General features: G+C 36.0%; 18 protein-coding genes, 5 tRNA genes, 2 pseudogenes and 1 riboswitch. Of the genes and pseudogenes, 6 read left to right on the top strand and 19 right to left on the bottom strand.

What is annotated here, in order from left to right; all coding sequences use genetic code 11:
* Positions 1–5 precede the first annotated feature (5 nt).
* From modB to BLV40_RS22415, 6 genes are all read left to right on the top strand, one after another.
* A complete protein-coding gene (gene modB / locus BLV40_RS22440; protein ID WP_090694031.1) occupies positions 6–683 on the top strand; it encodes a molybdate ABC transporter permease subunit in 678 nt (225 codons plus the stop codon).
* A gap of 509 nt (positions 684–1,192) precedes the next feature.
* Positions 1,193–2,044: a GRP family sugar transporter gene (locus BLV40_RS22435; RefSeq protein ID WP_026592722.1), complete on the top strand. Its 852-nt coding sequence runs from the start codon at positions 1,193–1,195 to the stop codon at positions 2,042–2,044.
* A gap of 159 nt (positions 2,045–2,203) precedes the next feature.
* Positions 2,204–3,007: a pyrroline-5-carboxylate reductase gene (gene proC, locus BLV40_RS22430; RefSeq protein ID WP_026592721.1), complete on the top strand. Its 804-nt coding sequence runs from the start codon at positions 2,204–2,206 to the stop codon at positions 3,005–3,007.
* Positions 3,008–3,271: 264 nt separating this feature from the next.
* Positions 3,272–3,376, top strand: a riboswitch (SAM riboswitch).
* 142 nt (positions 3,377–3,518) lie between these two features.
* Positions 3,519–5,159, top strand: a complete 1,641-nt coding sequence (locus tag BLV40_RS22425; RefSeq protein ID WP_090694028.1) for a peptide ABC transporter substrate-binding protein — start codon at positions 3,519–3,521, stop codon at positions 5,157–5,159.
* A 474-nt stretch (positions 5,160–5,633) separates the two neighbouring features.
* Positions 5,634–6,101: a YusW family protein gene (locus BLV40_RS22420; protein ID WP_026592719.1), complete on the top strand. Its 468-nt coding sequence runs from the start codon at positions 5,634–5,636 to the stop codon at positions 6,099–6,101.
* 143 nt (positions 6,102–6,244) lie between these two features.
* Entirely contained in the window at positions 6,245–6,460 is a 216-nt protein-coding gene (locus BLV40_RS22415) for a DUF3951 domain-containing protein (protein WP_090694025.1), read from the top strand.
* Between the two features lie 17 nt (positions 6,461–6,477).
* Here BLV40_RS22415 and BLV40_RS22410 read toward each other — a convergent pair whose 3' ends face one another.
* The 19 genes and pseudogenes from BLV40_RS22410 to BLV40_RS22320 all read right to left on the bottom strand — a co-directional run bounded on the left by BLV40_RS22410 (position 6,478) and on the right by BLV40_RS22320 (position 23,757).
* On the bottom strand, positions 6,478–6,981 hold the full coding sequence (locus tag BLV40_RS22410) for a hypothetical protein (RefSeq protein ID WP_026592717.1): 504 nt from the start codon (positions 6,979–6,981) through the stop codon (positions 6,478–6,480).
* A gap of 301 nt (positions 6,982–7,282) precedes the next feature.
* The gene (locus tag BLV40_RS22405) at positions 7,283–8,851 is read right to left on the bottom strand and encodes an LPXTG cell wall anchor domain-containing protein (RefSeq protein WP_170833693.1); all 1,569 of its coding nucleotides are present in this window, start codon (positions 8,849–8,851) and stop codon (positions 7,283–7,285) included.
* Between the two features lie 278 nt (positions 8,852–9,129).
* Positions 9,130–10,389, bottom strand: coding sequence for a multidrug effflux MFS transporter (locus BLV40_RS22400; protein ID WP_035415248.1), 1,260 nt, complete (start codon positions 10,387–10,389; stop codon positions 9,130–9,132).
* 218 nt (positions 10,390–10,607) lie between these two features.
* Positions 10,608–11,252 carry a 2OG-Fe(II) oxygenase gene (locus BLV40_RS22395; protein ID WP_035415245.1) on the bottom strand — a complete coding sequence of 215 codons (645 nt, stop codon included), beginning with the start codon at positions 11,250–11,252 and terminating at the stop codon, positions 10,608–10,610.
* A gap of 694 nt (positions 11,253–11,946) precedes the next feature.
* Positions 11,947–12,372 carry an ester cyclase gene (locus tag BLV40_RS22390; RefSeq protein WP_090694023.1) on the bottom strand — a complete coding sequence of 142 codons (426 nt, stop codon included), beginning with the start codon at positions 12,370–12,372 and terminating at the stop codon, positions 11,947–11,949.
* Between the two features lie 34 nt (positions 12,373–12,406).
* Positions 12,407–14,380 (bottom strand): S9 family peptidase, encoded by a 1,974-nt coding sequence (locus BLV40_RS22385; protein ID WP_090694020.1) that lies wholly within the window; start codon positions 14,378–14,380, stop codon positions 12,407–12,409.
* 71 nt (positions 14,381–14,451) lie between these two features.
* A pseudogene (locus tag BLV40_RS29840) lies at positions 14,452–14,627 on the bottom strand (transposase); the annotation flags it as partial.
* A gap of 92 nt (positions 14,628–14,719) precedes the next feature.
* Entirely contained in the window at positions 14,720–16,522 is a 1,803-nt protein-coding gene (gene glmS / locus BLV40_RS22375) for a glutamine--fructose-6-phosphate transaminase (isomerizing) (protein WP_090694018.1), read from the bottom strand.
* A gap of 12 nt (positions 16,523–16,534) precedes the next feature.
* Positions 16,535–16,722, bottom strand: a pseudogene (locus BLV40_RS29835) (hypothetical protein).
* Positions 16,723–17,009: 287 nt separating this feature from the next.
* Positions 17,010–18,356, bottom strand: coding sequence for a phosphoglucosamine mutase (gene glmM / locus BLV40_RS22365; protein WP_090694015.1), 1,347 nt, complete (start codon positions 18,354–18,356; stop codon positions 17,010–17,012).
* The gene (locus tag BLV40_RS22360; protein WP_090694013.1) at positions 18,349–19,803 is read right to left on the bottom strand and encodes a CdaR family protein; all 1,455 of its coding nucleotides are present in this window, start codon (positions 19,801–19,803) and stop codon (positions 18,349–18,351) included. Before BLV40_RS22360 ends, glmM begins: the two co-directional genes overlap by 8 nt.
* Positions 19,796–20,623, bottom strand: a complete 828-nt coding sequence (cdaA, locus tag BLV40_RS22355) for a diadenylate cyclase CdaA (RefSeq protein WP_090694009.1) — start codon at positions 20,621–20,623, stop codon at positions 19,796–19,798. Before cdaA ends, BLV40_RS22360 begins: the two co-directional genes overlap by 8 nt.
* A 248-nt stretch (positions 20,624–20,871) precedes the next feature.
* Positions 20,872–21,765, bottom strand: a complete 894-nt coding sequence (gene rocF / locus BLV40_RS22350; protein WP_026592701.1) for an arginase — start codon at positions 21,763–21,765, stop codon at positions 20,872–20,874.
* A 217-nt stretch (positions 21,766–21,982) separates the two neighbouring features.
* Positions 21,983–23,128 carry a glycerate kinase gene (locus BLV40_RS22345; protein WP_090694006.1) on the bottom strand — a complete coding sequence of 382 codons (1,146 nt, stop codon included), beginning with the start codon at positions 23,126–23,128 and terminating at the stop codon, positions 21,983–21,985.
* Between the two features lie 164 nt (positions 23,129–23,292).
* Positions 23,293–23,365, bottom strand: a tRNA-Ala gene (locus BLV40_RS22340).
* Between the two features lie 10 nt (positions 23,366–23,375).
* A tRNA-Gly gene (locus BLV40_RS22335) sits at positions 23,376–23,447 on the bottom strand.
* A gap of 5 nt (positions 23,448–23,452) precedes the next feature.
* Positions 23,453–23,528: transfer RNA gene (locus tag BLV40_RS22330), tRNA-Lys, on the bottom strand.
* Between the two features lie 5 nt (positions 23,529–23,533).
* A tRNA-Gln gene (locus tag BLV40_RS22325) sits at positions 23,534–23,608 on the bottom strand.
* 65 nt (positions 23,609–23,673) lie between these two features.
* Positions 23,674–23,757 (bottom strand) — tRNA-Tyr (locus tag BLV40_RS22320).
* Positions 23,758–23,765 lie beyond the last annotated feature (8 nt).

Here is a 23,765-nt window from a genome sequence, read left to right as displayed (position 1 = left end):
CTACTATGACATTTGATACACTTTGGTCGCCTGTTTTTCTTTCTTTACGAGTGGCCGCACTCGCTACCATTATTGTTATGATTTTCGGCACAGTTATTGGACGAGTGTTAGCGCGCTCTTCGCGGCGTTATAAAGTGTTGTTAGAAACTATTTTTCTATTACCAATGGTGCTTCCACCAACTGTTATTGGGTTTTTTCTCATTATTATTTTCGGGAATAACAGCCCAGTTGGTAAGTGGATTGAATCATTATTTCAACAGTCTATTATGTTTACATCGTGGGCTGCTGTCATCGCTTCAACAATCGTTTCATTCCCACTTATGTATCAATCGGCAAAGACAGGGTTTTCTATTGCAAACGAGCAAATTGAGGACGGTGCCCGTGACCTTGGAGCTAGTGAATACCAAGTCTTCGTACATGTCACATTGCCACTGGCATTCCCCGCATTACTTAGCGGAATGATCTTAAGCTTTGTACGTGCACTTGGGGAATTTGGAGCAACACTTATGTTTGCTGGTAACATTCCAGGAAAAACACAAACAATTCCTACAGCCATTTATATGGCAATTGATGCAAGTAACATGCAGTTAGCTTGGACACTAGTTATCATAACAGTTGGTATGTCACTCATTTTCTTACTATGCATTCAATTCATTAATAAAAGAATCACTTCTTTAAAGTAGCTTTCGACAAAAAGCTGCTTTTTTATTTCCCGAAGAATAAACTATTTTGTAGAATGAAATACTTTGTTCTCACCTTACAAATTTGTAATCTTACTGTAAGCTAATTCGATAGTTTCTATTACCCGTATTTTATATAATAAAGTCATAAAGTAAAGCGAATGGGAATTGGATTGTCCCCCCTGCCCATTAGTAAAAAATTAAGCAACTTTATTTCCCCAATCCCCTTTATAAAGAAGACCTCAAATTTGAGGTCTTTTTTTATTTAAAAAATAACAGAATCTTGATATTTATAGAAATATACATTCTATTTGAATTTACTTTCAAAAAAGGGCACTTTCCTGTTATCATATGAAGGTGTTTGAAAAGATGAAGAAATGAAAACGCATTTATATCGTAAATTCTTCATCCTGTTTTAGCGATCGGTAATCTTCTACTTTCTAGGTGGGAAATTACCGATCGGTAGAACGAACTTAATTATATCAGTATAACAAAAAGAAAGGAGTCTTGTAATGGACATTTTATTAGCGCTTCTTCCTGCACTTGCATGGGGAAACATCTTATTAGTAAGCGTAAAAATGGGCGGTGGTGCATATAGCCAAACGGTGGGTATGACAATCGGTGCTCTATTCTTCGCAACAATCATGTATGTATTTACTCAACCAGCTTTAACGATGACAATCTTAATTGTCGGCTTCATTTCAGGTCTATTCTGGGCTTTAGGACAAGTAAATCAATTAAAAACAGTTGAAAAACTAGGTGTTTCAACAACCGTAACGATTTCTACTGGTATGCAACTTGTTGCGACTTCTATCTTTGGAGTTATTGCTTTTCATGAGTGGACTACTACTACTACGATTATTATGGGAACGATTGCAATTCTGTTAATTGTAATTGGTGTTGTCTTTACTTCATTAGATGATAAAGAAAATGCACAGCCACCGGGACAACTGAAAAAAGGACTTTTAACTTTAATTGTTTCTACTTTTGGTTACCTTGTATATGTAATTATCATTCGTTGGTACAATATCGATGGTTGGTCTGCTATTTTACCGCAAGCAGTTGGTATGTTTGTTGGTGCAGTGGTACTGACAGCTAAACATAAACCGTTTAACAAATACGCAGTTCGTAACACATTGTCTGGTTTACTATGGGGAACAGGGAACTTATTCTTACTTCTTTCATTACCACGAGTTGGAGTAGCAACAAGTTTCCCATTATCTCAAACTGGTATCGTTATCTCTACATTCGGTGCAATTGTCTTCTTAGGAGAAAAGAAAACGAAACGCCAAATGGTATTTATTGCACTAGGTAGTGTTTTAATTATCGGTGGTGCCGTTCTACTTGGTATGACAAAAGCATAATTACACAAGCTATGAATCAAACCCTCGAAGCATATCTGCTTCGGGGGTTTCCTATTATTCATTATGAAACTCTCTTTATAAGACTTTTCTTTTTACAACACTCTCTCCAAAATGTTATCGTTTTTTATACCATATTCTAAGCAGGAAGGAATAAAGGATATGCCAAAGAAAAATAGAATTTTATTTATTGGTGCCGGTCGTATGGCGGAAGCAATCTTCGTAGGACTGCTTAAAACAAGTAATGAACACATCGAAGAAATTATTGTATCCAATCGAAGTAACATAGAGAAACTTGAGCAATTAAAACAAAAATACGGAATCTCAATTATACATGATTGGAAACCGTGCATTAAAACAGTAGATACTATTGTTTTAGCGATGCCACCAGCTGCACATGAGCAGTTATTAGCGGAATTATCACCTCTTCTGACCCATCAGTTCGTCGTAACAATTGCCGCGGGAATTGGTCCATCTTATTTAGAAGAAAAACTTCCTCAAGGTACACCCGTTGCCTGGATTATGCCAAATACAGCAGCAACGATTGGAAAGTCTATTTCCCTTTATACAATGGGGCACTTCCTAAATGGAGAGCATCAAGAAACACTGCAACTACTCTTAAAAGGAATTGGCACATCCCAGCTTTGCACAGAAGAAGAAATTCATCAGCTTACCGCTGTTACTGGAAGTGCACCTGCCTTCCTCTACCACTTTGCTGAAAGCTTAATTGAAGCAACAAAAAACTATGGAATCGATGAAACAACAGCAAAACATCTTGTCATTCAAATGATTGCTGGCTCTGCTGCCATGCTAGAACAGGATCAAGACCCAGCTATGCTTCGTGAACAAGTGACAACACCAGGTGGTGCAACTGCAGAAGGCTTAAAAGTTTTATATGAATATAATTTTTCGAAATTGCTTCATCAAGCAATTGAAGCAACAAACAAAAAAGCTAGTGGGAAATAATTACGACATGAAAAGGCTGTTAAGCACTGAAGATATGAAAGCAATTCATTAAATGAAAATCACCGCATTAGTCCAGGCCTTGATAATTTCGACTTTAAAAACGTGAGCACTGTGTAATGACACAGTGCTCTTCCTTTTTATGTCCTTATTTAAAAAACTGAAAATTTAAACTATATTCCATTTCGTTGACAGTCAATTCATCAAGGTGTAAGATTTTGAATAATCAAAGAAACAAAAAATTAATACGAACAATTATGTTTACTCATTGTATCAAGAGAGGTGGAGGGACTGGCCCTTTGAAACCTCGGCAACAGGTTCACTTTGAATACTGTGCCACTTCCTGCAAGCATTATGCTTGAAAGATAGAATGAGGGACTTCGTTTATATACAGGTACGTGCCTTGTAAACAAAATTCCCTCTTTCTCGATAAGAAAAGAGGGAATTTTTCTTTCCCTCAAAGTTGTTCATTAACCATTTTTTAATACCCAAACAATTTAGGGAGGAATTTTACATGAAAAAAAATTTTGTACCTGCTGTTGCATCCGTTTTAGGAGCAAGTATTTTATTAACAGGATGTGGTAGCTATAAAGAAGAGGCCAACGGAGCAAACGCAAAAGATAAAGCTCCTGATAAACAAATATTGAACTTAGCCACTGGCACAGAAATACGTACAATGGACACTGCACGCGCTACAGATACTGACTCTGGTCAAGCAATGAGAAACGTATTTGAAGGTTTATATAACCTCGGTGAAGGAAATAAACCTGTTCCTGGCGTTGCAAAGTCTCATGAGGTAAGTCCTGATAAGACAAAATATACATTTCATTTACGAAATTCAAAATGGTCAAATGGCACACCTGTCACAGCGAATGATTTCGTTTTTGCTTGGCAACGTGCAGTTGACCCGGCAACAGCTTCTGAATATGCATTTTTATTCTTTGATATAAAAAATGCAAAAAAAATTAATAGTAAAGAGCTTCCGGCTGATCAGCTGGGTGTAAAAGCAATTAATGATCATATTTTTGAAGTTGAATTAGAGCGTCCAGTCCCATACTTTATTAGCTTAACTGCATTCCCAACATTCTTACCAATTAATGAAGAATTCTTTAAATCACAAGGTAATAAATATGCATTAGAAGATAATAAGCTTATCTATAATGGAGCCTTTACACTAAGTGATTGGAAACATGAACAAAGCTATAAATTCAAGAAAAATACCAACTATTGGGATAAGAATAATGTGAAACTTGAAGAAATTAACTTTAATATTGTCAAAGACCATTCAACAGCCGTTAACTTATATGAATCAAAACAAATTGATCGACTTACTTTAACATCTGATCTTGTTGATAAATATCGTAAAGATAGTAACTTTAAAGAACGTCCTGATGTTGGGGTACAATTTGTACGTATGAACCAGAAAAATAAAACGTTACAAAATATAAATGTCCGCCAAGCTATTGATAAATCGATAGATAAAAAGGCATTTGTAAATATTCTCTTAAATGATGGTTCTCTTCCTGCTTATTCTCTAGTTCCAAAGAATTTTGCAAAGGGACCAAATGGAAAAGATTTTCGTGAGGAGAATGGCAATTTAACGAAAGAAAATACAAAAGATGCTCAAAAATCCTGGAAGCAAGCAAAACAAGAATTAGGTTCTGATAAAATTTCAATTGAATTATTAACAAGCGATAATGACCTTTCGAAAAAAACTGGTGAATATTTAAAAGAACAGCTAGAGAAAAATTTAGAAGGATTAACAGTAAGTATTAAGCCTCAGCCACGCAAACAACAAGTCACATTATTATTACAAGGAAATTATGATATTGCTATCGATGGTTGGAGCCCTGATTTTGCTGATCCAATTACATTCTTAGAGTTATTTACAACTGATAACCCATATAATTTTGATCACTATTCCAACAAAGAATTTGATGACTTAATCCAAAAAGTGAAAACCGACTTAGCTGGTGATGAAAAGGCACGTTGGGAAGCCTTGAAACAAGCAGAAAAAATCTTATTTAAAGATGCCGTTGTCTCTCCTCTTTACCAAAATGGAACAACATACTTAGAACGTTCCTATGTAAAAGGAGTGGTTGAAGTTGATTTTGCGGGACCACTTAACTTCAAATGGGCTAACATTGAAAAATAAAGTGAAGCGTAAATGCTCAACATGTTATTAACCAAGCAATGAACAAAAAAGCGTATGTAAATACTATCTTGAATAGTGACGCTATTCTTGCCGCTAATTTGTTCCTGCTAAATTTGTAAAAAGCCCTTATGGAACATACTTCTGTGTAGAAAATGACGCATTAGTAAAGCTTCAATTATAAGAGAACAGGGTATCCTTTTGAAGGATACCCTGTTTCTTTATGCTTCTTTAACTATGCGTCTCTTTAATCAGAAGAATACCCCCCACGGCGATTAAAGTTACAATTTGTTTGGTGACAATTATAAATAATAGAGAAATAATATTCTTTTTTAGATTCCCATCACCAAATGCTATTTTGAAATAACCACTTGCTGCATACATTACGGGAAATAATTTATTCGAAACACATACATAATTACATAAAAATGGGAAAAACTTATATAGAAGGAATGATACACTAAGGAGGAATATATAATGAGAATTCTACTTTCAGCTTTATTAGCACTTATGCTAGTACCTGCGTTAACAGGTTGTACTACACCAAAAAAGGAAACTCCAACTTCTGATAAGAAAACAACAGACGAAGCTAAAAATGAAGCACCTCAAGACTTAAAACTTAACTTTAACGACTTTCACCTAAATGCTGACTACCAAGATACGAAGAAAGATTATGAAGCGGAGTACAAAAATAAAGGTGCCGACAAAAAGATGGAAGGAAAGATTGAGGATCACAAGACTGATGTAAAACTAACAAGTGACAAAGCTATTGCCAAACTCAGTCCACTTCTACAAAAGTTAACATTTGATAAAAATACACCTGACCAAGAAGTGATTGATCAAGTTGTAGACGTATTTCAACTTGATAAAGATTACCAAAAATTCGATTTAGAAGTTGTTTTCTCAGATGGAACGAAGAAAGAGTATAAGAAGGAAGTAAAATAAAGAAGTAGGCGATTTTGCCTACTTCTTTATTTTTTCACCACATATCGTAAATTAGGTTTAGAATCACTAACATATTCTAGATCAAATACAGATGATTTTTGCAAATAAGAATATAATTGAAATGAATAGAAAGGAGATTAACCATGGATCCATTACTTATGGCAGTTATAGGATTACCATTAACAATCGTAATATTAGTTGTAATCGGCTTCTATAAACTATTTGTAAAAAAGAAAAATATCACTTCCTTTTATACCCCGTTTGATAACATTACCGGCCAAACAATTTCAGAATTTCACGAGGAACAAAAACTCCTAGTAGCTGAGGATGAAGATGGGGATGGAAAGAAGAAAAAATAACCTTGCGCATCGCAAGGTTATTTTTGTGCTTCTTTTTGAAAACGTTTATAGTACGTTGAAGCTGTTGAAAAGTGAACTTCTATATCACGAATTAATGATGATTCCTCATCTTTCGCTAATTTATCTAACTTTTTCATTGCTTGTTCTGTCTCATTTAAGAAACCAACATATAGCTCATGTTCTTGCTCTTTTGACTTAGGCACGCGAATTTCTTTACGCATATGATCAATATCCTCTAGCATACTTTTCGTTACCCTTTGAACATCTTCTTTAAACTGCGCGTGCCCTAATGCCTTCCCGCCTTTTTCCTTTGCTTCTTCCCATAGTTTTACCGCTTCATTTAATTCCTTGTTCATTTTCTCATCGTACTTCTTATGAACATCACGATATACTTTCATATCTTCTTGCTGCTCTGCCGATTGTTCTACTTTTTCTTTTGGTTCTTTTGTATCCTTGTTTCCATTACACCCTGCTAAAAGAAGCATGCTTCCAAGCAAGGCAATACTCCACACTTTCTTCATCTCTTACTCTCCTTTTATCTACATCTACTACTTATCTCCACTTGCTATTATAACGAGAACCATTCAAACTTTGCACTTATGATCCCATTTTTATACACACATCACCATTTTTGTCACAGTATCGTCACTTTATATAGCCAGTATCTCCATAAAGTGAGACTTTAATTACTCCAGAAATAGCGGAAGAAATGAATAATATGATATAGAGCTATTAAATCATGCATTCAAAAAACAATAAAAAACCCGGTAATATACCGGGCTCTCTTAAACGGAAAAATCAGATATGTATTTTTACCGCTTATTATTTATTAACAGTTGTACGACTGCGTTTATATACAAAAGCACCACCAGCAAGCATTACAACGCCAAGTAATGTCAATAAGTTATCACTACTTGAAACACCTGTTTTTGGAAGAGATTTTGTATGATCTACATTCGTTGTTGTAATAACATTTGTTGGTGTTGGTGTCGGTGTTGGTGTAACCTTTGTTTGTTGATTATTTACCTGATTTGGATTTGGTACTTGTGTATCAGGCTTGTTGCCACTATTCCCTTTACCATCACCATTATTATTTCCACCTGTATTCTTATTATCTTGTTTCTTACAGTCCTTTTGTTCTACTTTCTCAATTGCTACTTGTTTTGTAATTGTTTGATCTCCACGTTTTGCTGTAAATGTAACTTTTAAATCCTTTAAATCTTTAGTTGTTTCTCCAACAACTTGGAAATATAATGCGGATCCTTCTCCACCTTCCATTGCTTTAACTGGAACTGTTGCTGTATTTCCATTCCATTTAATATCTAAGTTCATTGTTCCTTTACCAGTTCCACCTTGCAAAGAACCATCTTTTAGATAATCCGGAATTTCTCCTTGTGTATAATGATCTGGAATTGTTAATTTAATATCTTGCGGAACATCAATTTGCACATCAAAGCCCTTTAACTCATCCATTGTTAAATTTTGAGTCGTTAATAAGAAATCTAATGTAAATTGGTTTTCCTTTAAATTCGGCACACAAGTTGTAGCTTTTGCCTTACCTTCAAAACGTAAATCTTTATTCATCTCGGAAAAATCAATATTCGCACTTCCTTTAATTTTGCCAAGAGGTTCATATCCATCTTTATCAATTAAATATAGTTCGAGATCTTTATTTACTTCTTTTCCAGCTACATTTCCAAGTACAGGTATTTTCACATCTTTTTTAACAGTTTGTCCCGGTTCCATATCTGGTAATGGCAGTGCGATAGCTTCAGAACCATCTTCAAGTTCTAATAAACGAACATCTTTAAATTCTCCATCTAGTCCCTTAGGGATAGCAACACCAAGATATACACCACTTACCTTTTCTTTTGAATTATTCGTCACATTTGCAGTGACATCTAATACATAATGATTTTTTTCTGCATCCCATTTCGCTTTGCCTGCCACACTCCCACTCAATTCAGCAGTAGATATCTGAGTATTCTTTTTTACTTCTCCTGCTGGAGGTGTATTTGCTGGTTTTGATTGATTTGCAGCTTGTGTTTTTTCTGGTTCACTCTTCACATTCGACTCGTTCTTTTGTTCTTTTTCAACTTCTTTTACTGGTTCAACTTTCTTCTCTGGAGCAGGCTGTTGTTTTTGTGAGCCTGTCTTCTCTTGTTGTTGTACATCTTTAGATTCTTCTTTCTTTACTTCCGTATTATCTTGTTTCTGCTGTACTTGCTCACCGTTTACTGTCGGATTCTTGATGTCATTTTGCTTTGTAGTTACCTTTTCTTGATTTTGCATCTGTGCTTCTTTTACAACTTCCTCAGGTGCCGCCAACGCCACAACAGGAGAAAAAGCTAAAAGTGATACAAGAGTTACGGCACTTACTTTCTTCAGCATACTAACACTCCTTATCTCATTTTTGTCCTAGTTTATGGATTTCATAGTTTCATTGAATAATAAAATACAAAGAATTCCATAAGTTAGATCCCATATCCATTATAAGGAAATAAGTGAGCAAAAACAATTAATTTATCGAATAATGCGATTTTTTAGATTCTATATATTCACATTTCAACCAAGATCTTTACAGCCTTTATTGGTGAACCATATTTTATTTAGTTACTTGTTCGTTCAGAAACAATAAAAAAAGCTGCAACCATACGTTGCAGCTTTTTTTATTCCTCTAAATCTTGCTTTTCTTGCAGTGCAAACTTCTTTTCACTAGGCTTTGCCATAAAGATATAACATAAAACTGCTCCCACTTCACATAAAGCAATCACAATTCCCATAGGAAGTGCTGTATTACTGCCTCCAATCCCTACTAAAGGCGCAACAAGCGCTCCAGAAATAAACTGTAACAATCCAAGCAACGCTGAAGCTGTTCCAGCAGCTTGTTTTTGATTTTTCATCGCTAGTGAAAAACCTGTCGTTGATACAACCCCAACGCTTGATACAACAAGGAATAATGAACATAAAACACCAATTAATCCAATTCCTAATACAATTGTGAGAAGTAAGGAGATACCACCAGCAGCTGCAATTCCAATGCCAGCTACAAATAAAGCTTTCTCACTTAGCTTCCCTGCCAAACGGCCGGTAATTTGGCTGGCAATAATAATACCAATACCATTAATAGCAAAGAATACGCTAAATTCTTGCGGTGATGCCCCGTATATATTTTGCAACACAAACGGAGAACCAGAAATATAAGCAAACATTGCCGCTGACACTAAGCCCTGCGACAAGGCATACCCCATAAATAAGCGATCTTTCAGCAAATTCCTATATGTCGCTAATGTTCCTACTAAACCGCCTGTTTCCCTCTCTTCAAGAGGTAATGTCTCACGTAACACAAACGTAGCGGATACTAACATAAATATACTTATCGCTCCAAGGACGATAAAAACTCCGCGCCACGATGTAAATTGTAACAATTGTCCTCCAATAATTGGCGCTAAAATTGGTGCTGCTCCGTTTACTAACATAAGCAGTGAGAAAAATTTTGTCATCTCAGAACCTGAGTACATATCACGTACCATAGCACGAGATATAACAATACCAGCTGAACCTGAAGCTCCTTGTAAGAAACGTAAAAGAACTAGACTCCAAATAGATGGCGCAACCGCACAAAGTAAAGAAGATGCAACATACATAATAAGAGCAATAATAAGCGGTTTACGCCGTCCATAAATGTCACTAATTGAGCCAACAAATAATTGTCCAACCGAAAGCCCTAATAAACATGCTGTTAAAGTAAGCTGAGCAAGAGAAGCATTTGTTTGTAAATCATCCGTTAATTTTGGCAACGAAGGCAAGTACATGTCAATGGACAATGGCCCGATTGCTGTTAATGTCCCTAATACAAGAATCATCCATAACCTGTTGGCTTTTACAGGTTTATATACATCGTGATTAATTTCATTCACTTCCATCATTCACCCTTTCTATTATAAGTTCTAAATTGTAACAATTATAGTTACAACATTGATGTACGTCAAGTATATCGTACTTTTCTATATAACGAAATGAAAAAAGCGATAGAGTCTCTATCACTTTACTTTTCCGTTTCTATCTGTGTTGCTAACAATCGCTCCCTTTTCTTAACTAAACAAGAAGTCGGAAAACGATAACAAACTTGTAATTGAGTGCTATCTTAATACAAAGGTCTTTTTCTTATCCATTGCGTCGCAACCCATTTTTCACCTTTAATAACAGGTTCACCGCCATGTAGAGTGAGCTTGTTTAATGATGCATCCTGATAAAAATATTCGAAATATACCGCCATTCCTTTTTTCGGAGATACAGAAAGATTGAGTTTGGGAAAGACAGTCTCTCCGCCTTCTTCTACATGATTTAGGTACATGACAAGGGTACTAATACGATTATTGTTTGCTGCCGCACTGTTTTCTGCAAAAAAATCATAATGCGCTTTATATTCTTGACCAACTGTATACTTTAAAATATGTAACCCTTCCCCATTTTCAACAGGAACATTCATAATTGAAGCGATTCGTCTTTCAATTCTAGTAACGACCTCACTTTCTTCTAAAAACGTACCACTACTCGTCCGAATGTTATTTATTTCACGCGAAACACCAATTTTAGAACGTTTCATTTTATTTTTAGACATTTCAATTAACGTTTCACACTCTTCATCACTTAATACATTTTCTAACACGACAATAAGAGGCTCTTCTAATCTTGAAATAATTTGGATTTCCCTATCTTCTGTTACAATTGTGTTTCCAATGTGGTTAAAAATCGTTAGTTCCTTATTTTCAACTCTTTGATTTTCCATTGTTCTTCTCCCCATCTCTCTTAAAAATGATTGGACATCATAAATATATCATACTTTTCCTTCTATTCTCCCTTTTTGAAAAATTAAGACGAGGACTGTTATGTTGTATTCCAATATTCAATTAAAGAGCATTTTAGATCGAGAAATAGTTTTTGTAAAAGAGTAGTTAATAAAAATCACCTCATAAGCTTTTAATTTATAATAAACAAGAAGAATCCACCAAAAAGAGAACTCCCCCCTGTCAAGTAGACAGTAAAAATACTCCCCTTAGATAAACAGATTTTTATTTTTTATCCGTCTACCTAATGGGGAGTATATCACTTTAAATCTGCTTTAAAAGATTCCAATTATTATACCGTAATTTTCACTGCTCTCACTCTTAAAAAACAAAAGCATCCGTTCACTTGTTTTAATACTAAGCAAACGGATGTTGAACTTCTATATTTAAACGACTTTATTGTTACTCTACAATACATGTAGCTTTAAAATAAAGTTTAAATAAACGAACAAAAGAAAAGAGCGTATTAAAAAAAGATCGATCAAAACATGCTCTTCTTGTTTTAATTTGAATGATTCTTTTTAAAAAAAGTTTAATCGTTTTGTACCCCTTATTCAATAGAAGCACTCCGCTTAACAAGATTTTGTTAACAAGTTTTGTTTAGTGCTTTATTTTTCTAATACTCTTAAAAATTAACTACTGCATATTTTTATTGAACTCTAATTGATTTTGAATTCCTGACCTATCAATTTGAATCCAATACTCTGAAATTTTCCCATCGTCTATTCTATACACCGTACTTGTCATTTGAATTATTGGGAGTCCTGTAGGTTGATATCCATCGATTTCTCCTAGGTGTGTACCTACTTGTTTCCAACGTACATATACTTTACTTCCTTGTACTAAAAACTCTTGAATTTCTAAAGAAAAATTACCATATACTTCAATCATCTCTCTTACATGTTCGGCATAATCTTTAGGAGTTCTGCAAACTGTTTGTTCTTCTTCAGATACAATTTGATGTGCCAATACTTTTTCTGCCATTAATTGATTTGAATAGTCAGGATTATTCCCCGAACGTACTTCTTCAAAAAATTTTCTAACAATTTGTTCTGGCGTCATTTAAAAACCCCCTTATTAATAAATCCAATATTAATCATAAAACCCTAAAATCTTTCATACTTTCTCCAAGAATATAGTGTGAAAACCACATCAAATTCTGCTTCATAATAGCCACATTAATTCCTGGCTGATCAGAACTATATGCCATTCCTTTAAATATAATTAATTCTGTATCAACTTCCATATCCCTTAACCCTTGATATAGCTCATATGCATTTGGAGTTGGAACTCTTGCATCCTTTTCACCATGTTGGATTAAGGTGGGAGTACAGGCTGATTTAATATATTTCATTGGTGATGTTTTAGTATATATCTCTGGATCATTCCATGGATTATTTCCTAAATACATCCTAATAAAGTAAGGTATATCTGTATTTACATAATGGGTACTCCAGTTAGTAATGCCACCTCCAACTGAAATAGCTTTAAATCTACTACTAAATGTAGAACAGAAAGCTGATATATATCCCCCGTTGCTCCATCCCATAACCCCTACTCTATCTTTATCTGTAATCCCTTTGTCAACTAGTTTATCCACTCCAGATATAACATCATCGTAGTTAGCAATTCCCAGTTTTCTATAGTTTGCTTTTAAGAATTCATTACCATAACCAGAACTTCCCCTGTAGTTTGGTTCTAAAACTAGAAAGCCTTTTTCGATAAACTGTTCAATAGGATATTTCTCATTAAAACAGTCTGAAAATATTGGAAAGGACGCCCAAGCCGGACCACCATGGATTACCACTAATAAGGGATATTTTTTATTTGCGTCAAACTCTACTGGGGTTGATAAAACTCCCTCTATTTCAAGACCATCACTACTTTGCCATGAGATTATCTCCCTGTTACTTTTAAACTTTCCTTTGAAAAAGCTATTTTCATTCGTTATTTTTTTATCGTCTAAATAGATTTCAAAGGTTTCATTTGTTATAGCCTTATTATAAGATATATGATTTCCATCCCTTGTTATAGAAGCATCCACTATAAAGCTATCTACTTTTTCACTTAACATTTCCACAGTGCCATCCTCAGATAACAACCCAATAAGATAATTCGTTTTATTCTGCCATCTAATTAAAATTCCTCTAGCTGTCCACCGTAATGGAATAACCGTACTATCAAAATCTGTTAAAGGTTGAATTAGCTCTCCATTATTAATATCATATATCTCTAATGTACTGTCTTGTATATGGGTCTTATAGTAATCCTTCTCCCTTATGCTTGCTGAGTAACATATTTTGCTTCCTTCAGGAGAAAAGCAAACGCTCCCTCCCAACAACTTATCTATATTCATCTTTTGTAGCTCTCCAGCTTTAATATCTAGTATGTATAGATCTCCATTAATATAATCTTCCATATCTGAGCTTGGTGTAGCCATAAATACAACCTTTTTCCCATCATTTGAAATATCAAATTCATGGATATGAAAATCCTTCCCATCAGTTAGTTGATAAACAACGCTATTTTCGTGTTCATATTTATCATTTTGTATCACTTTTTCTATTTCAATGTAATATAAACAATTATTCTCGTATTCCTTACCTATATGATGGAAATTTCCATATAGTTCCTTACGTTTCTTTATCACCTCAGATTCTTTTGACTGTGCAACATAATAAAAACCCTTGCCAGTAGACTCCCATTTGAAATTACTGACCCCTTCTTTCTCATCAGTAATTTGAACCCCACTATAACCATCTATTGATTTAACAAAGATCTGATTTTTCTTATTATCCCCGTCACCAACTGGGCTAAGGTATGCGATATTCCTAGAATCTGGAGACCATAATGGGTATGTACTATCTATATCCTTAGTTGTTAATGGGTAACTCTGCCCCTTATCTTTTTCATATATCCATACATGATTCCTATATTTATTGTCTTTCCAGTTAGCTGTCTTCTTGACAAATGCTACGTTTTTGCCATCATCACTTATGTTTGTATCTGATAAGGTTGGCAATGAAATAATCTCTTCTATACTTAGATATGTTTTTTCATTCATTTTCATTAATAACCCCCCTCTTAATGTCTAGTAATCTAACTTGTTCAATTATTCAGTTAAATAAATATATTTTTCCCCAAATCCGACAGAAATTTATGCTGTCTGTTTGTTTTTATTCCTTTTAAACGAGTTGAACGACCCTTCGAAGATACATCTTGAATCTTTAACCAAGGTTTATAATCTACTCCATACCGGTTCCTCGACCTTGTTTAATCCACTGTTCGATCGCAGATATTCTTTTTCTTTTCGACATAAAAACACCCCTTTAGATAATCATATCTAAAGGGGTGGAAACAGTGCAACTTTATTTCAAATCTACAATACAATTATTAATTTCCCAATCTCCTACTCAACAGTAACAGACTTAGCTAAGTTACGAGGCTTATCAACATCACACTCGCGGTGAAGCGCTGCGTAGTATGAGATAAGTTGTAATGGAACAACTGCTACAAGCGGTGCTAATGCTTCATGTACAGCTGGTAGTACGAAGCTGTCTCCTTCCATTTCTAAGCCTTTCATTGAGATGATACATGGGTTTGCTCCACGTGCTACTACTTCTTTTACGTTACCGCGAATTCCAAGGTTTACGTGCTCTTGCGTAGCAAGTGCGATAACTGGTGTACCTTGTTCAATTAGCGCGATTGTACCGTGTTTTAATTCTCCACCAGCAAATCCTTCTGCTTGGATGTAAGAAATTTCTTTTAGCTTTAACGCACCTTCTAATCCTACGAAGAAGTCTACGCTGCGTCCGATGAAGAAACAGTTGCGTGTTGTTGCTAAAAATTGTTTTGCAAGTGCATCCATTTCTTCTTTTTGATCACAAAGTACTACCATTGCATTCGCTACAAGACCTAGTTCGTGTGTTAAATCAAAATCAAGAACTTCGCCTTTTGCTTTCGCAATATCAGCTGCTAGGATTGAAAGCACTGCAAGTTGAGCTGTGTAAGCTTTCGTAGAAGCAACTGCGATTTCTGGCCCTGCATATAGAGGTAGTGTATAGTCAGCTTCACGAGAAAGCGTAGAACCTGGTACGTTTGTAATTGTTAATGCTTTATGACCCATTTCATTTGTTTGTACAAGTACTGCACGGCTATCTGCAGTTTCACCACTTTGTGAAATGTAAATGAAGAATGGTCTTTCTGTTAATAATGGCATATTGTAAGAGAATTCACTTGCTACGTGTACTTCTACAGGTACTTTTGCAAACTTCTCGATAAATTGCTTTCCAACAAGACCAGCATGGTAACTTGTTCCACATGCAATAATATAAATACGATCGCTATCTAAAATCGCATTACGGATGTCTCCATCTAATTCGATTTCGCCATTTTCATTTTGATATTTTTGAATGATATTACGGATTACAAGTGGTTGCTCATCAATTTCTTTAAGCATGAAATGAGGATATGTTCCTTTTTCAATATCACTTGCATCTAATTCCGCGGTAAACGGTGCACGTTCAATCGTTTCACCTTGTAAGTTTTTAATTGTAATGCTTTCTTGTGTTACAATTACCATTTCTTTATCCATTAATTCGATAAATTGATCTGTAACTTGTAACATCGCCATTGCGTCGCTCGCAACAACATTAAAGTTGTCACCAACACCTACTAATAGCGGGCTTTTGTTTTTAGCAACATAAATCATGTTTGGATTTTCAGCATCAAGTAATCCAATCGCATAAGAACCATGTAAAATGGATAACGTTTTACGGAATGCATCTTCCACACTTAACCCTGTGCTTACTTGCTGTTCCATAAGCTGTACGATAACTTCTGTATCAGTCTCACTTACAAACGTTACATCTTGAAGATATTCTTTTTTCACTAATTCATAGTTTTCAATTACACCATTATGAACTAGCGTAAAGCGCTTTGATGTACTTTGATGCGGATGTGCGTTTACAGTGCTTGGAACACCATGTGTAGCCCAGCGTGTGTGACCGATTCCCACGCTTGCTGCCACGTTCTCGTCTACGATTTCACGAAGTTTTGCAATACGGCCTTTTTCTTTGTATACAACAATACCGTTCTCTGCCTGTACTGCAATACCTGCTGAATCATATCCGCGGTATTCTAGTTTCTCTAAACCTTTTAATAAAATTTCCTTTGCATCTTGCTCTCCAATAAATCCTACGATTCCACACATGTTTAGTCGCCGTTACAAATGCTTACATTGCTCTGCGAACATGTAACGACATAGTCCGATCCCATTCATTATTTAAATATAAAAAACGGATTACATATTGCTAGACCTGTAAGTCTGTAACGGCTTTCACCTTCCTCTCGATTGGGTTTCAGTCCGTATATACTTATACAGCTAGTATTCATCCGTTCCTTTTCTCTCATCAAACCTTTACCTTTGTCCACCGAGTCACCTTGGTGATTTAAGTAAAAGCTTTCGGTTGTGATGAACAACCGGGAGTCATCCGCCGAAATCTCGATAAAACTCCTCCTCGTCAACTACACAACTTGTAGTTCTGGCGCTTTTATAATTCCTTATATTTACTTTGAGAAAAAGAACAAGACCATCTTATAACAAACAACATAAACCGTCAATAAAATTTTTTCATTGTCTATAAAACATATGAAAAAGGAGCACAAATCGTGCTCCTTTTTCATATAAAATCAGCTAATTATTCAGCTCCAACTTCAGCTTTCACAACTTCTACAATGCGATGTACATATCCATCACAAATTTCTTGTGTTGGTGCTTCTGCCATTACACGAATAAGTGGTTCTGTTCCAGAAGGACGAACAAGAATACGGCCGTCTCCGTTCATTTCTTCTTCCACCACACGAATAATTTCTTTAATTTTTTCATTTTCTAATGCTAGTTTTTTATCCGTTACACGAACGTTTACTAATAGTTGAGGGAACTTTATCATTTCACTCGCAAGCTCAGACAATGGCTTTTTCGTCATCTTCATAATATTTACAAGTTGAAGCGCACTTAACATTCCGTCTCCAGTTGTAATGTAATCAAGTAAGATAATATGACCAGATTGTTCCCCACCAAGATTATAACCGCCCCGCTTCATTTCTTCCATTACGTAGCGATCACCAACTGCTGTCTTATTACTTGTAATACCGTTTGCTTCTAGTGCTTTATAGAATCCTAAGTTACTCATAACAGTTGAAACAACTGTGTTATGTTTTAACTGACCAGTTTCTTTCATATATTTCGCACAAATGTACATAATTTGATCGCCATCAACAATGTTTCCTTTTTCATCTACTGCAATTAAACGGTCTCCATCGCCATCAAATGCAAGTCCAATATCCGCACCTTTTTCTTTTACTAGTTCAGCTAAACCTTCTGGATGTGTAGAGCCAACACCCTCGTTAATGTTCATACCGTTTGGTGATGTTCCCATCGTAGAGATGTCAGCTTCTAAGTCTGCGAATAAATATGGTGCTAAAGAAGACGTTGCTCCGTGTGCACAATCTAAAGCAATATGTAAACCAGAGAAGTCTTCTTCTACAGTTTGTTTAATGTATTGTAAATACTTTTGTCCACCTTCGAAGTAATCGTTCACTTGTCCAAGCTCTGTTCCTGTCGGACGTGGTAATTCATCTACTTCTTTATCTAATAAAGCTTCAATTTCTGCTTCTTGTTCATCAGTTAGTTTAAATCCATCTGAGCCAAAAAATTTAATTCCATTATCTTGCACTGGGTTATGAGATGCTGAAATCATAACACCCGCTTGTGCATCTAGCGCCTTTGTTAAATACGCAACCCCAGGAGTTGAAATAACACCAAGACGCATAACTTCTGCTCCAGTTGATAATAGACCTGCTACTAATGCACCTTCTAACATGTGACCAGATACACGTGTATCTCGGCCAATAATAACTTTTGGACGATCTATATCTTTTGTTAATACATATCCTCCAAAACGTCCAATTTTAAATGCTAGTTCAGGCGTCAATTCCTCATTTGCGACACCGCGCACACCATCTGTACCAAAATATTTACCCATTGCTATTCGCTCCTTTTTCTTGCTCTTTTTGATTTTCTACTTCATTCTGTTTGCCTTGTTCCTTGTCTTGCTCATTTGGTTTTTCTATTTCATTCTCTTTGTCTTCTGGTGAATCTGGTTGTTCTGGTTGTTCTGGTTGTTCTGGTTGTTCTGGCCTTCCTTGTACTTCTTGCTCTGAATTTTCTTTTTTTACAAGGGTTACCTTTGCATTTTTTTGTTTTGTCTCTATTGAAACATTATTAGGGCCGCTAACCTGAATTGGAATATCGTGCGTCCCAGAAGATAGATTTTGTAGATTAATTGACGCTGTTATTTGTTCTGCTGTTATTTTATCTACTATACTGGCTTCTCCTGAAATATCAACGCTTATCTTTCCACCTTGTGGAGAAAGCAATTGTAAGGTGAATTCATCTGACAATCCATTTTTTCGTATAGAAATGCCCTCTATTGTCTTATGCTTTGTATTTTTTTGCTTTTGTACTTCGACGGAAACTTTCACTTGACTAGGGTTTACATTTGTTACACCTTTCGGTAATAAAACAGAGGCATCGAATGTTGTAGATTCCGTAATTTTACTAAGATCTACTTCGACGCCCTCCAAGGACTTTATAGTGTCCAAAACATCTTTTGGTCCTGATATTGTCACTTCATTTGGTTCGATACCGATTTTTGTAACAGCTAACCCTTCAGGTACACTTCCTTTTTTCGAATAAGTTAGTGGCACAGTTTTTTCAATATTATTTGTCGTAGTTGGATTTGAAACTGGGATCGTAACACTTACTTTAGAAGGTGTTGTTTGTAAGTCTAGTTTCTTACCATCTTCATCATATAGTACAATTTCGGCTGTCTTTGTTACTGTTTTTGTTATCCCCTTCAAATCAACATATGCCCTGACAAGAGCAACTTTTGCTAGCTCCTCTTCTGTACCAATAACCTCAACAGTTCCTGGTTTAATAGTCGGCTTTTCAACCATACTACCTCCTGGCATTTGACCCTCATTCGAATACTTCACTTCCACAGGAAATGACTTCTTCGCCTTACTTTGGATTGTAACTTTAACTTTCGCCGGTTGAACCGTTACTTTTAAGTTATTTTCCATCCCGGTATACTTTAAAGGCACTTCGTATGTTCCTGTAGAATATCCACGTAAATCTACAGATACACCAAACTCACGTTGTGACCTTGCTGCAGTAATTACGTTTTTGGGTCCTTCCAATTTTACTTTTACATACTTTGGAATACCACTTACAATATATTTATCTTCATCATAGTTTACTGCTACTACAATGTTAGACACTGTTTCTGTTATATCACTTGTTGGAAAAGGTGATGCATTCTTATTCTCTGTCATGTTTTTATCCGACAAATTCGTTGACATGTAAAGCATTAACGCCAATAGTAATGAAATTCCTTTTAAAAACCAGTGGTTCTCCATCAGCTTATCCATGACGCTTTCTCCTCCAATTCCAATTCCATAAAGATGAAGAAGTTGTCTTCACATTCCCACTGAACTCTGCTAAAAGCATCTCTTTCAACTGTTCGACTTTTAAATCACGATGTAATTCCCCATTTTTAGTTAAAGAAATTTGACCTGTTTCTTCTGATACAACCACTGTAATGCTATCAGTTACTTCACTAACTCCCATCGCAGCTCGGTGACGCGTTCCTAGTTCTTTTGATATGAACGGACTTTCCGATAATGGTAAGTAACAAGCTGCTGCTTTAATCGTATTCCCTTGCATAATAACCGCTCCATCATGAAGCGGTGTATTGGGGATAAAGATATTAATAAGCAGTTCTGATGACACATTAGCATTTAAAGGAATCCCGGTTTCTACATAATCTCCCATCCCAGTCTCTCTAGATAATGTAATAAGCGCACCAATGCGTCGTTTACCCATATATTCAGTTGCCTTTGCCACAGCATTCGCAACCATTTCATACTCTTCTTCTTCCTGACCAATTGCACGGGAGAACAAACTTCCTCTTCCTAATTGCTCAAGCGCTCTTCTAAGCTCGGGTTGAAAAATAATAATCACTGCTAGGAATCCCCATGTCAAAGCTTGGTCCGTGAGCCACTGCAACGTATGCAACTCAAATAAATAACTTAATATACGGACGATAATAATAACTGTAATCCCTTTCAAAAGTTGAACAGCCTTTGTACCTCGGATTACATGAATTAGCTTATATATAACAAACCACACAACGGCGATATCTAATATCGTACTGAGATATTTCAAAAAGTTCATATCTCCAAAAGGCATGCTAACCCTTCCTCCTACTTATGAGCAATTTTATCCATATACTGAAATATTATTATTCTGCTCTATATGTATGTATTTACAACAACTAGTTAATTATACCATACATGAAAGAAACGACAATTACAAACGACGTTACCTCACATGGTATAAATTGGTAAGATGTCAAACTTTATTGTAAGGCAGTATAATATAACTTATTATTATACTCTTATTTTAAAATAAAAAAAGCAGCATTTTAGCTGCTTTTTTTATTTTAGTTTTTCACCGAATAAAGAACCCATTAAAGCTACCGCTGTTGTTGCTGTTCTGTTTTTCTCATCTAAAATCGTATTTACTTCCACAAACTCAGCTGATGTAATAATATCAGCCTCCGCTAGCATTTCCATTGCTAAATGACTTTCACGATAGGATAGTCCACCAATTACGGGTGTTCCCACTCCTGGTGCATCATGTGGGTCTAGTCCATCTAAATCTAATGATAAATGAACACCATCTGTATGTGATAAGTATGCAATTGTTTCTTCCATAACCGCAGTCATACCCATACGATCAATTTCATGCATTGTAAATACTTTAATTCCTTCATCGCGGATGAAGTCTTTTTCTCCCTCATCTAATGCACGTGCACCAATGATAACGACGTTTTCCTTTTTCACTTTCGGATACGCCTCGTATAAATTCACTAATGAAGGATGACCATAACCTAAGCTTGCTGCAAGTGACATACCATGAATATTTCCAGACGGTGACGTTTCTTCTGTATTTAAATCACCGTGTGCATCATACCAAATTACACCTAAATTTTTATAATGCTTTGCTACTCCTGCAAGTGTCCCAATTGCAATACTATGATCGCCACCTAGTACAAGTGGAAAACGACCTTCTTCTATAATATGATCAACCTTACCTGCTAATTCATCACAAACTTTTGCAACTTGTGTAAGGTTTCTTAAATTTGTATTTTCAGCTACTTCTTTTTCTCTCTTGATACAAATATCCCCAATATCTTCTACGTCATATCCGATGTTTTGAATTCTTTCAATTACTCCCGCATAACGAATTGCACTTGGGCCCATATCAACTCCACGACGCATCTGTCCTAAGTCCATTGGAACTCCAACGATTGAAATTTCTTTCTTCATAGATAGTCTCCCCCTTTTATGCCTTCACTAAATATTTTAAATCTTTTATATACTCTGACTCAACTCGACATTTTTTTGTATGTATATACACCTCATTCACTAATATCTACGTAGAAATCTATATTTTTCGTCTGTTTTATGTATAAAATAAACCGTTTTCTAAAAAAACTCATTACACATGTACACATAAATAATGAAAAATAAACGTCTCCTATAATTAGAGACGTTTTCCTGAAGCTATTTTCCATACAGATGCGATATTCCGCGCAGTCATTTCAATATTTTCTCTTGCTGCTATATATGCTTCCTCTAGTGTCATTGGACTTGATGTGGCAGCAAACGCAGCATCTATTCCTTCTTTATAAACTGAAATGTGATTCGAAAGTACAGAACCCCCAATAGCTATAACAGGTATATGTAGTCTCTTTGCACGTTTAGCAACCCCAACCGGTGCTTTTCCATAAGCGGTTTGCACATCTATCCTTCCTTCACCTGTAAGAACAAGAGTTGCTTCTTTTATATGTTCATCAAAATTTGTATAGTCTAATACAATTTCAATTCCCTTTCTTAATTGACCTTGTAGTACAGCAACAACTGCAGCTCCTAATCCTCCCCCAGCTCCTGCACCCGGTATCTCTTCCACATCAATGTGTACATGCCGTTTTAATACATAGGCATAATGCTTTAAATTATCATCTAACTGCCTGATCATTTCTGGACTTGCTCCTTTTTGCTTTGCAAATACAAAAGATGCTCCTTTTTGTCCTGTTAAAGGATTGTCTACATCACATGCCGCTTCTATTTTCACATGCGCTAAACGAGAATCCAACTTAGCTAAGTCTAAAGAATCAATAAAATGTAAATTTCCACCGACAGGTTCTATTATTCGTCCATCTTTCCTTAAAAACCTTACACCTAGGGCTGAGAGCATGCCTGTCCCTCCATCGTTCGTAGCACTTCCGCCAAGCCCTAAAATAATATGCTGTACACCTTTATCTAAAGCATCTAATATAAGCTCTCCCGTTCCTTTTGTTGTGGTGATGAGAGGGTTTCGCTGTTCAACTGGAACATGATGCACCCCCGACGCTGCTGCCATTTCAATAAACGCTGTTCTTTTATCTTGAGAAATACCGTAGAATGCATCTACACGTTCACCAAGTGGACCTGTTACGTAAAGTTGAATGATCTTTCCTCCTGTAGCATCAACAAGAGATTGAACGGTACCTTCTCCTCCATCTCCAATTGGAAGTTTCACATACTCAGCTTCAGGAAAAACTTTAGTAAACCCTTTTTCAATGGCCTTACATACTTCTATCGCTCGTAAGCTTTCTTTATATGAATCAGATGCAATAACAATTTTCAACACCTATTCCTCCCTTCCCCCGTATCCACACACGCTTTAATTCAAACCTTATATTTTACTCTATTTTTCTATTGTAAACGAAATAAATGGAAACTTGTCCTTATTAAAGCAGAATAAACAAAAAACCTTACATCAAAAGATGTAAGGTTTTTTCTAATTTATAATGGAGCCTAGCGGGATCGAACCGCTGACCTCCTGCGTGCAAGGCAGGCGCTCTCCCAGCTGAGCTAAGGCCCCGAAGTAAAAAAGCGGAAGACGGGATTCGAACCCGCGACCCCAACCTTGGCAAGGTTGTATTCTACCACTGAACTACTTCCGCGAAAATGGTGAGCCATGAAGGACTCGAACCTTCGACCCTCTGATTAAAAGTCAGATGCTCTACCAACTGAGCTAATGGCTCGTAAATGGCTGGGCTAGCTGGATTCGAACCAGCGCATGACGGAGTCAAAGTCCGTTGCCTTACCGCTTGGCTATAGCCCATTAATATTTACTAGTATGCTTGTCTTTTCAAAAAAATAAACCTTTATCAGGTTGTTTTTTTAAAATGGTGGAGGGGGGCAGATTCGAACTGCCGAACCCGAAGGAGCGGATTTACAGTCCGCCGCGTTTAGCCACTTCGCTACCCCTCCGACATTAT

The sequence above is a fragment of the Bacillus sp. 166amftsu genome (genome assembly GCF_900107445.1).
Lineage (GTDB): Bacteria > Bacillota > Bacilli > Bacillales > Bacillaceae_G > Bacillus_A > Bacillus_A arachidis.
Note: the sequence above shows the minus strand (reverse complement) of the source record. Positions and strands in the feature narration are given on the sequence as shown.

Coding starts and splice junctions, on each gene's coding strand:
- modB (WP_090694031.1), top strand. CDS start 6: ATGACATTTGATACACTTTGGTCGCCTGTTTTTCTTTCTTTACGAGTG.
- BLV40_RS22435 (WP_026592722.1), top strand. CDS start 1,193: ATGGACATTTTATTAGCGCTTCTTCCTGCACTTGCATGGGGAAACATC.
- proC (WP_026592721.1), top strand. CDS start 2,204: ATGCCAAAGAAAAATAGAATTTTATTTATTGGTGCCGGTCGTATGGCG.
- BLV40_RS22425 (WP_090694028.1), top strand. CDS start 3,519: ATGAAAAAAAATTTTGTACCTGCTGTTGCATCCGTTTTAGGAGCAAGT.
- BLV40_RS22420 (WP_026592719.1), top strand. CDS start 5,634: ATGAGAATTCTACTTTCAGCTTTATTAGCACTTATGCTAGTACCTGCG.
- BLV40_RS22415 (WP_090694025.1), top strand. CDS start 6,245: ATGGATCCATTACTTATGGCAGTTATAGGATTACCATTAACAATCGTA.
- BLV40_RS22410 (WP_026592717.1), bottom strand. CDS start 6,981: ATGAAGAAAGTGTGGAGTATTGCCTTGCTTGGAAGCATGCTTCTTTTA.
- BLV40_RS22405 (WP_170833693.1), bottom strand. CDS start 8,851: ATGCTGAAGAAAGTAAGTGCCGTAACTCTTGTATCACTTTTAGCTTTT.
- BLV40_RS22400 (WP_035415248.1), bottom strand. CDS start 10,389: ATGATGGAAGTGAATGAAATTAATCACGATGTATATAAACCTGTAAAA.
- BLV40_RS22395 (WP_035415245.1), bottom strand. CDS start 11,252: ATGGAAAATCAAAGAGTTGAAAATAAGGAACTAACGATTTTTAACCAC.
- BLV40_RS22390 (WP_090694023.1), bottom strand. CDS start 12,372: ATGACGCCAGAACAAATTGTTAGAAAATTTTTTGAAGAAGTACGTTCG.
- BLV40_RS22385 (WP_090694020.1), bottom strand. CDS start 14,380: ATGAAAATGAATGAAAAAACATATCTAAGTATAGAAGAGATTATTTCA.
- glmS (WP_090694018.1), bottom strand. CDS start 16,522: ATGTGTGGAATCGTAGGATTTATTGGAGAGCAAGATGCAAAGGAAATT.
- glmM (WP_090694015.1), bottom strand. CDS start 18,356: ATGGGTAAATATTTTGGTACAGATGGTGTGCGCGGTGTCGCAAATGAG.
- BLV40_RS22360 (WP_090694013.1), bottom strand. CDS start 19,803: ATGGATAAGCTGATGGAGAACCACTGGTTTTTAAAAGGAATTTCATTA.
- cdaA (WP_090694009.1), bottom strand. CDS start 20,623: ATGCCTTTTGGAGATATGAACTTTTTGAAATATCTCAGTACGATATTA.
- rocF (WP_026592701.1), bottom strand. CDS start 21,765: ATGAAGAAAGAAATTTCAATCGTTGGAGTTCCAATGGACTTAGGACAG.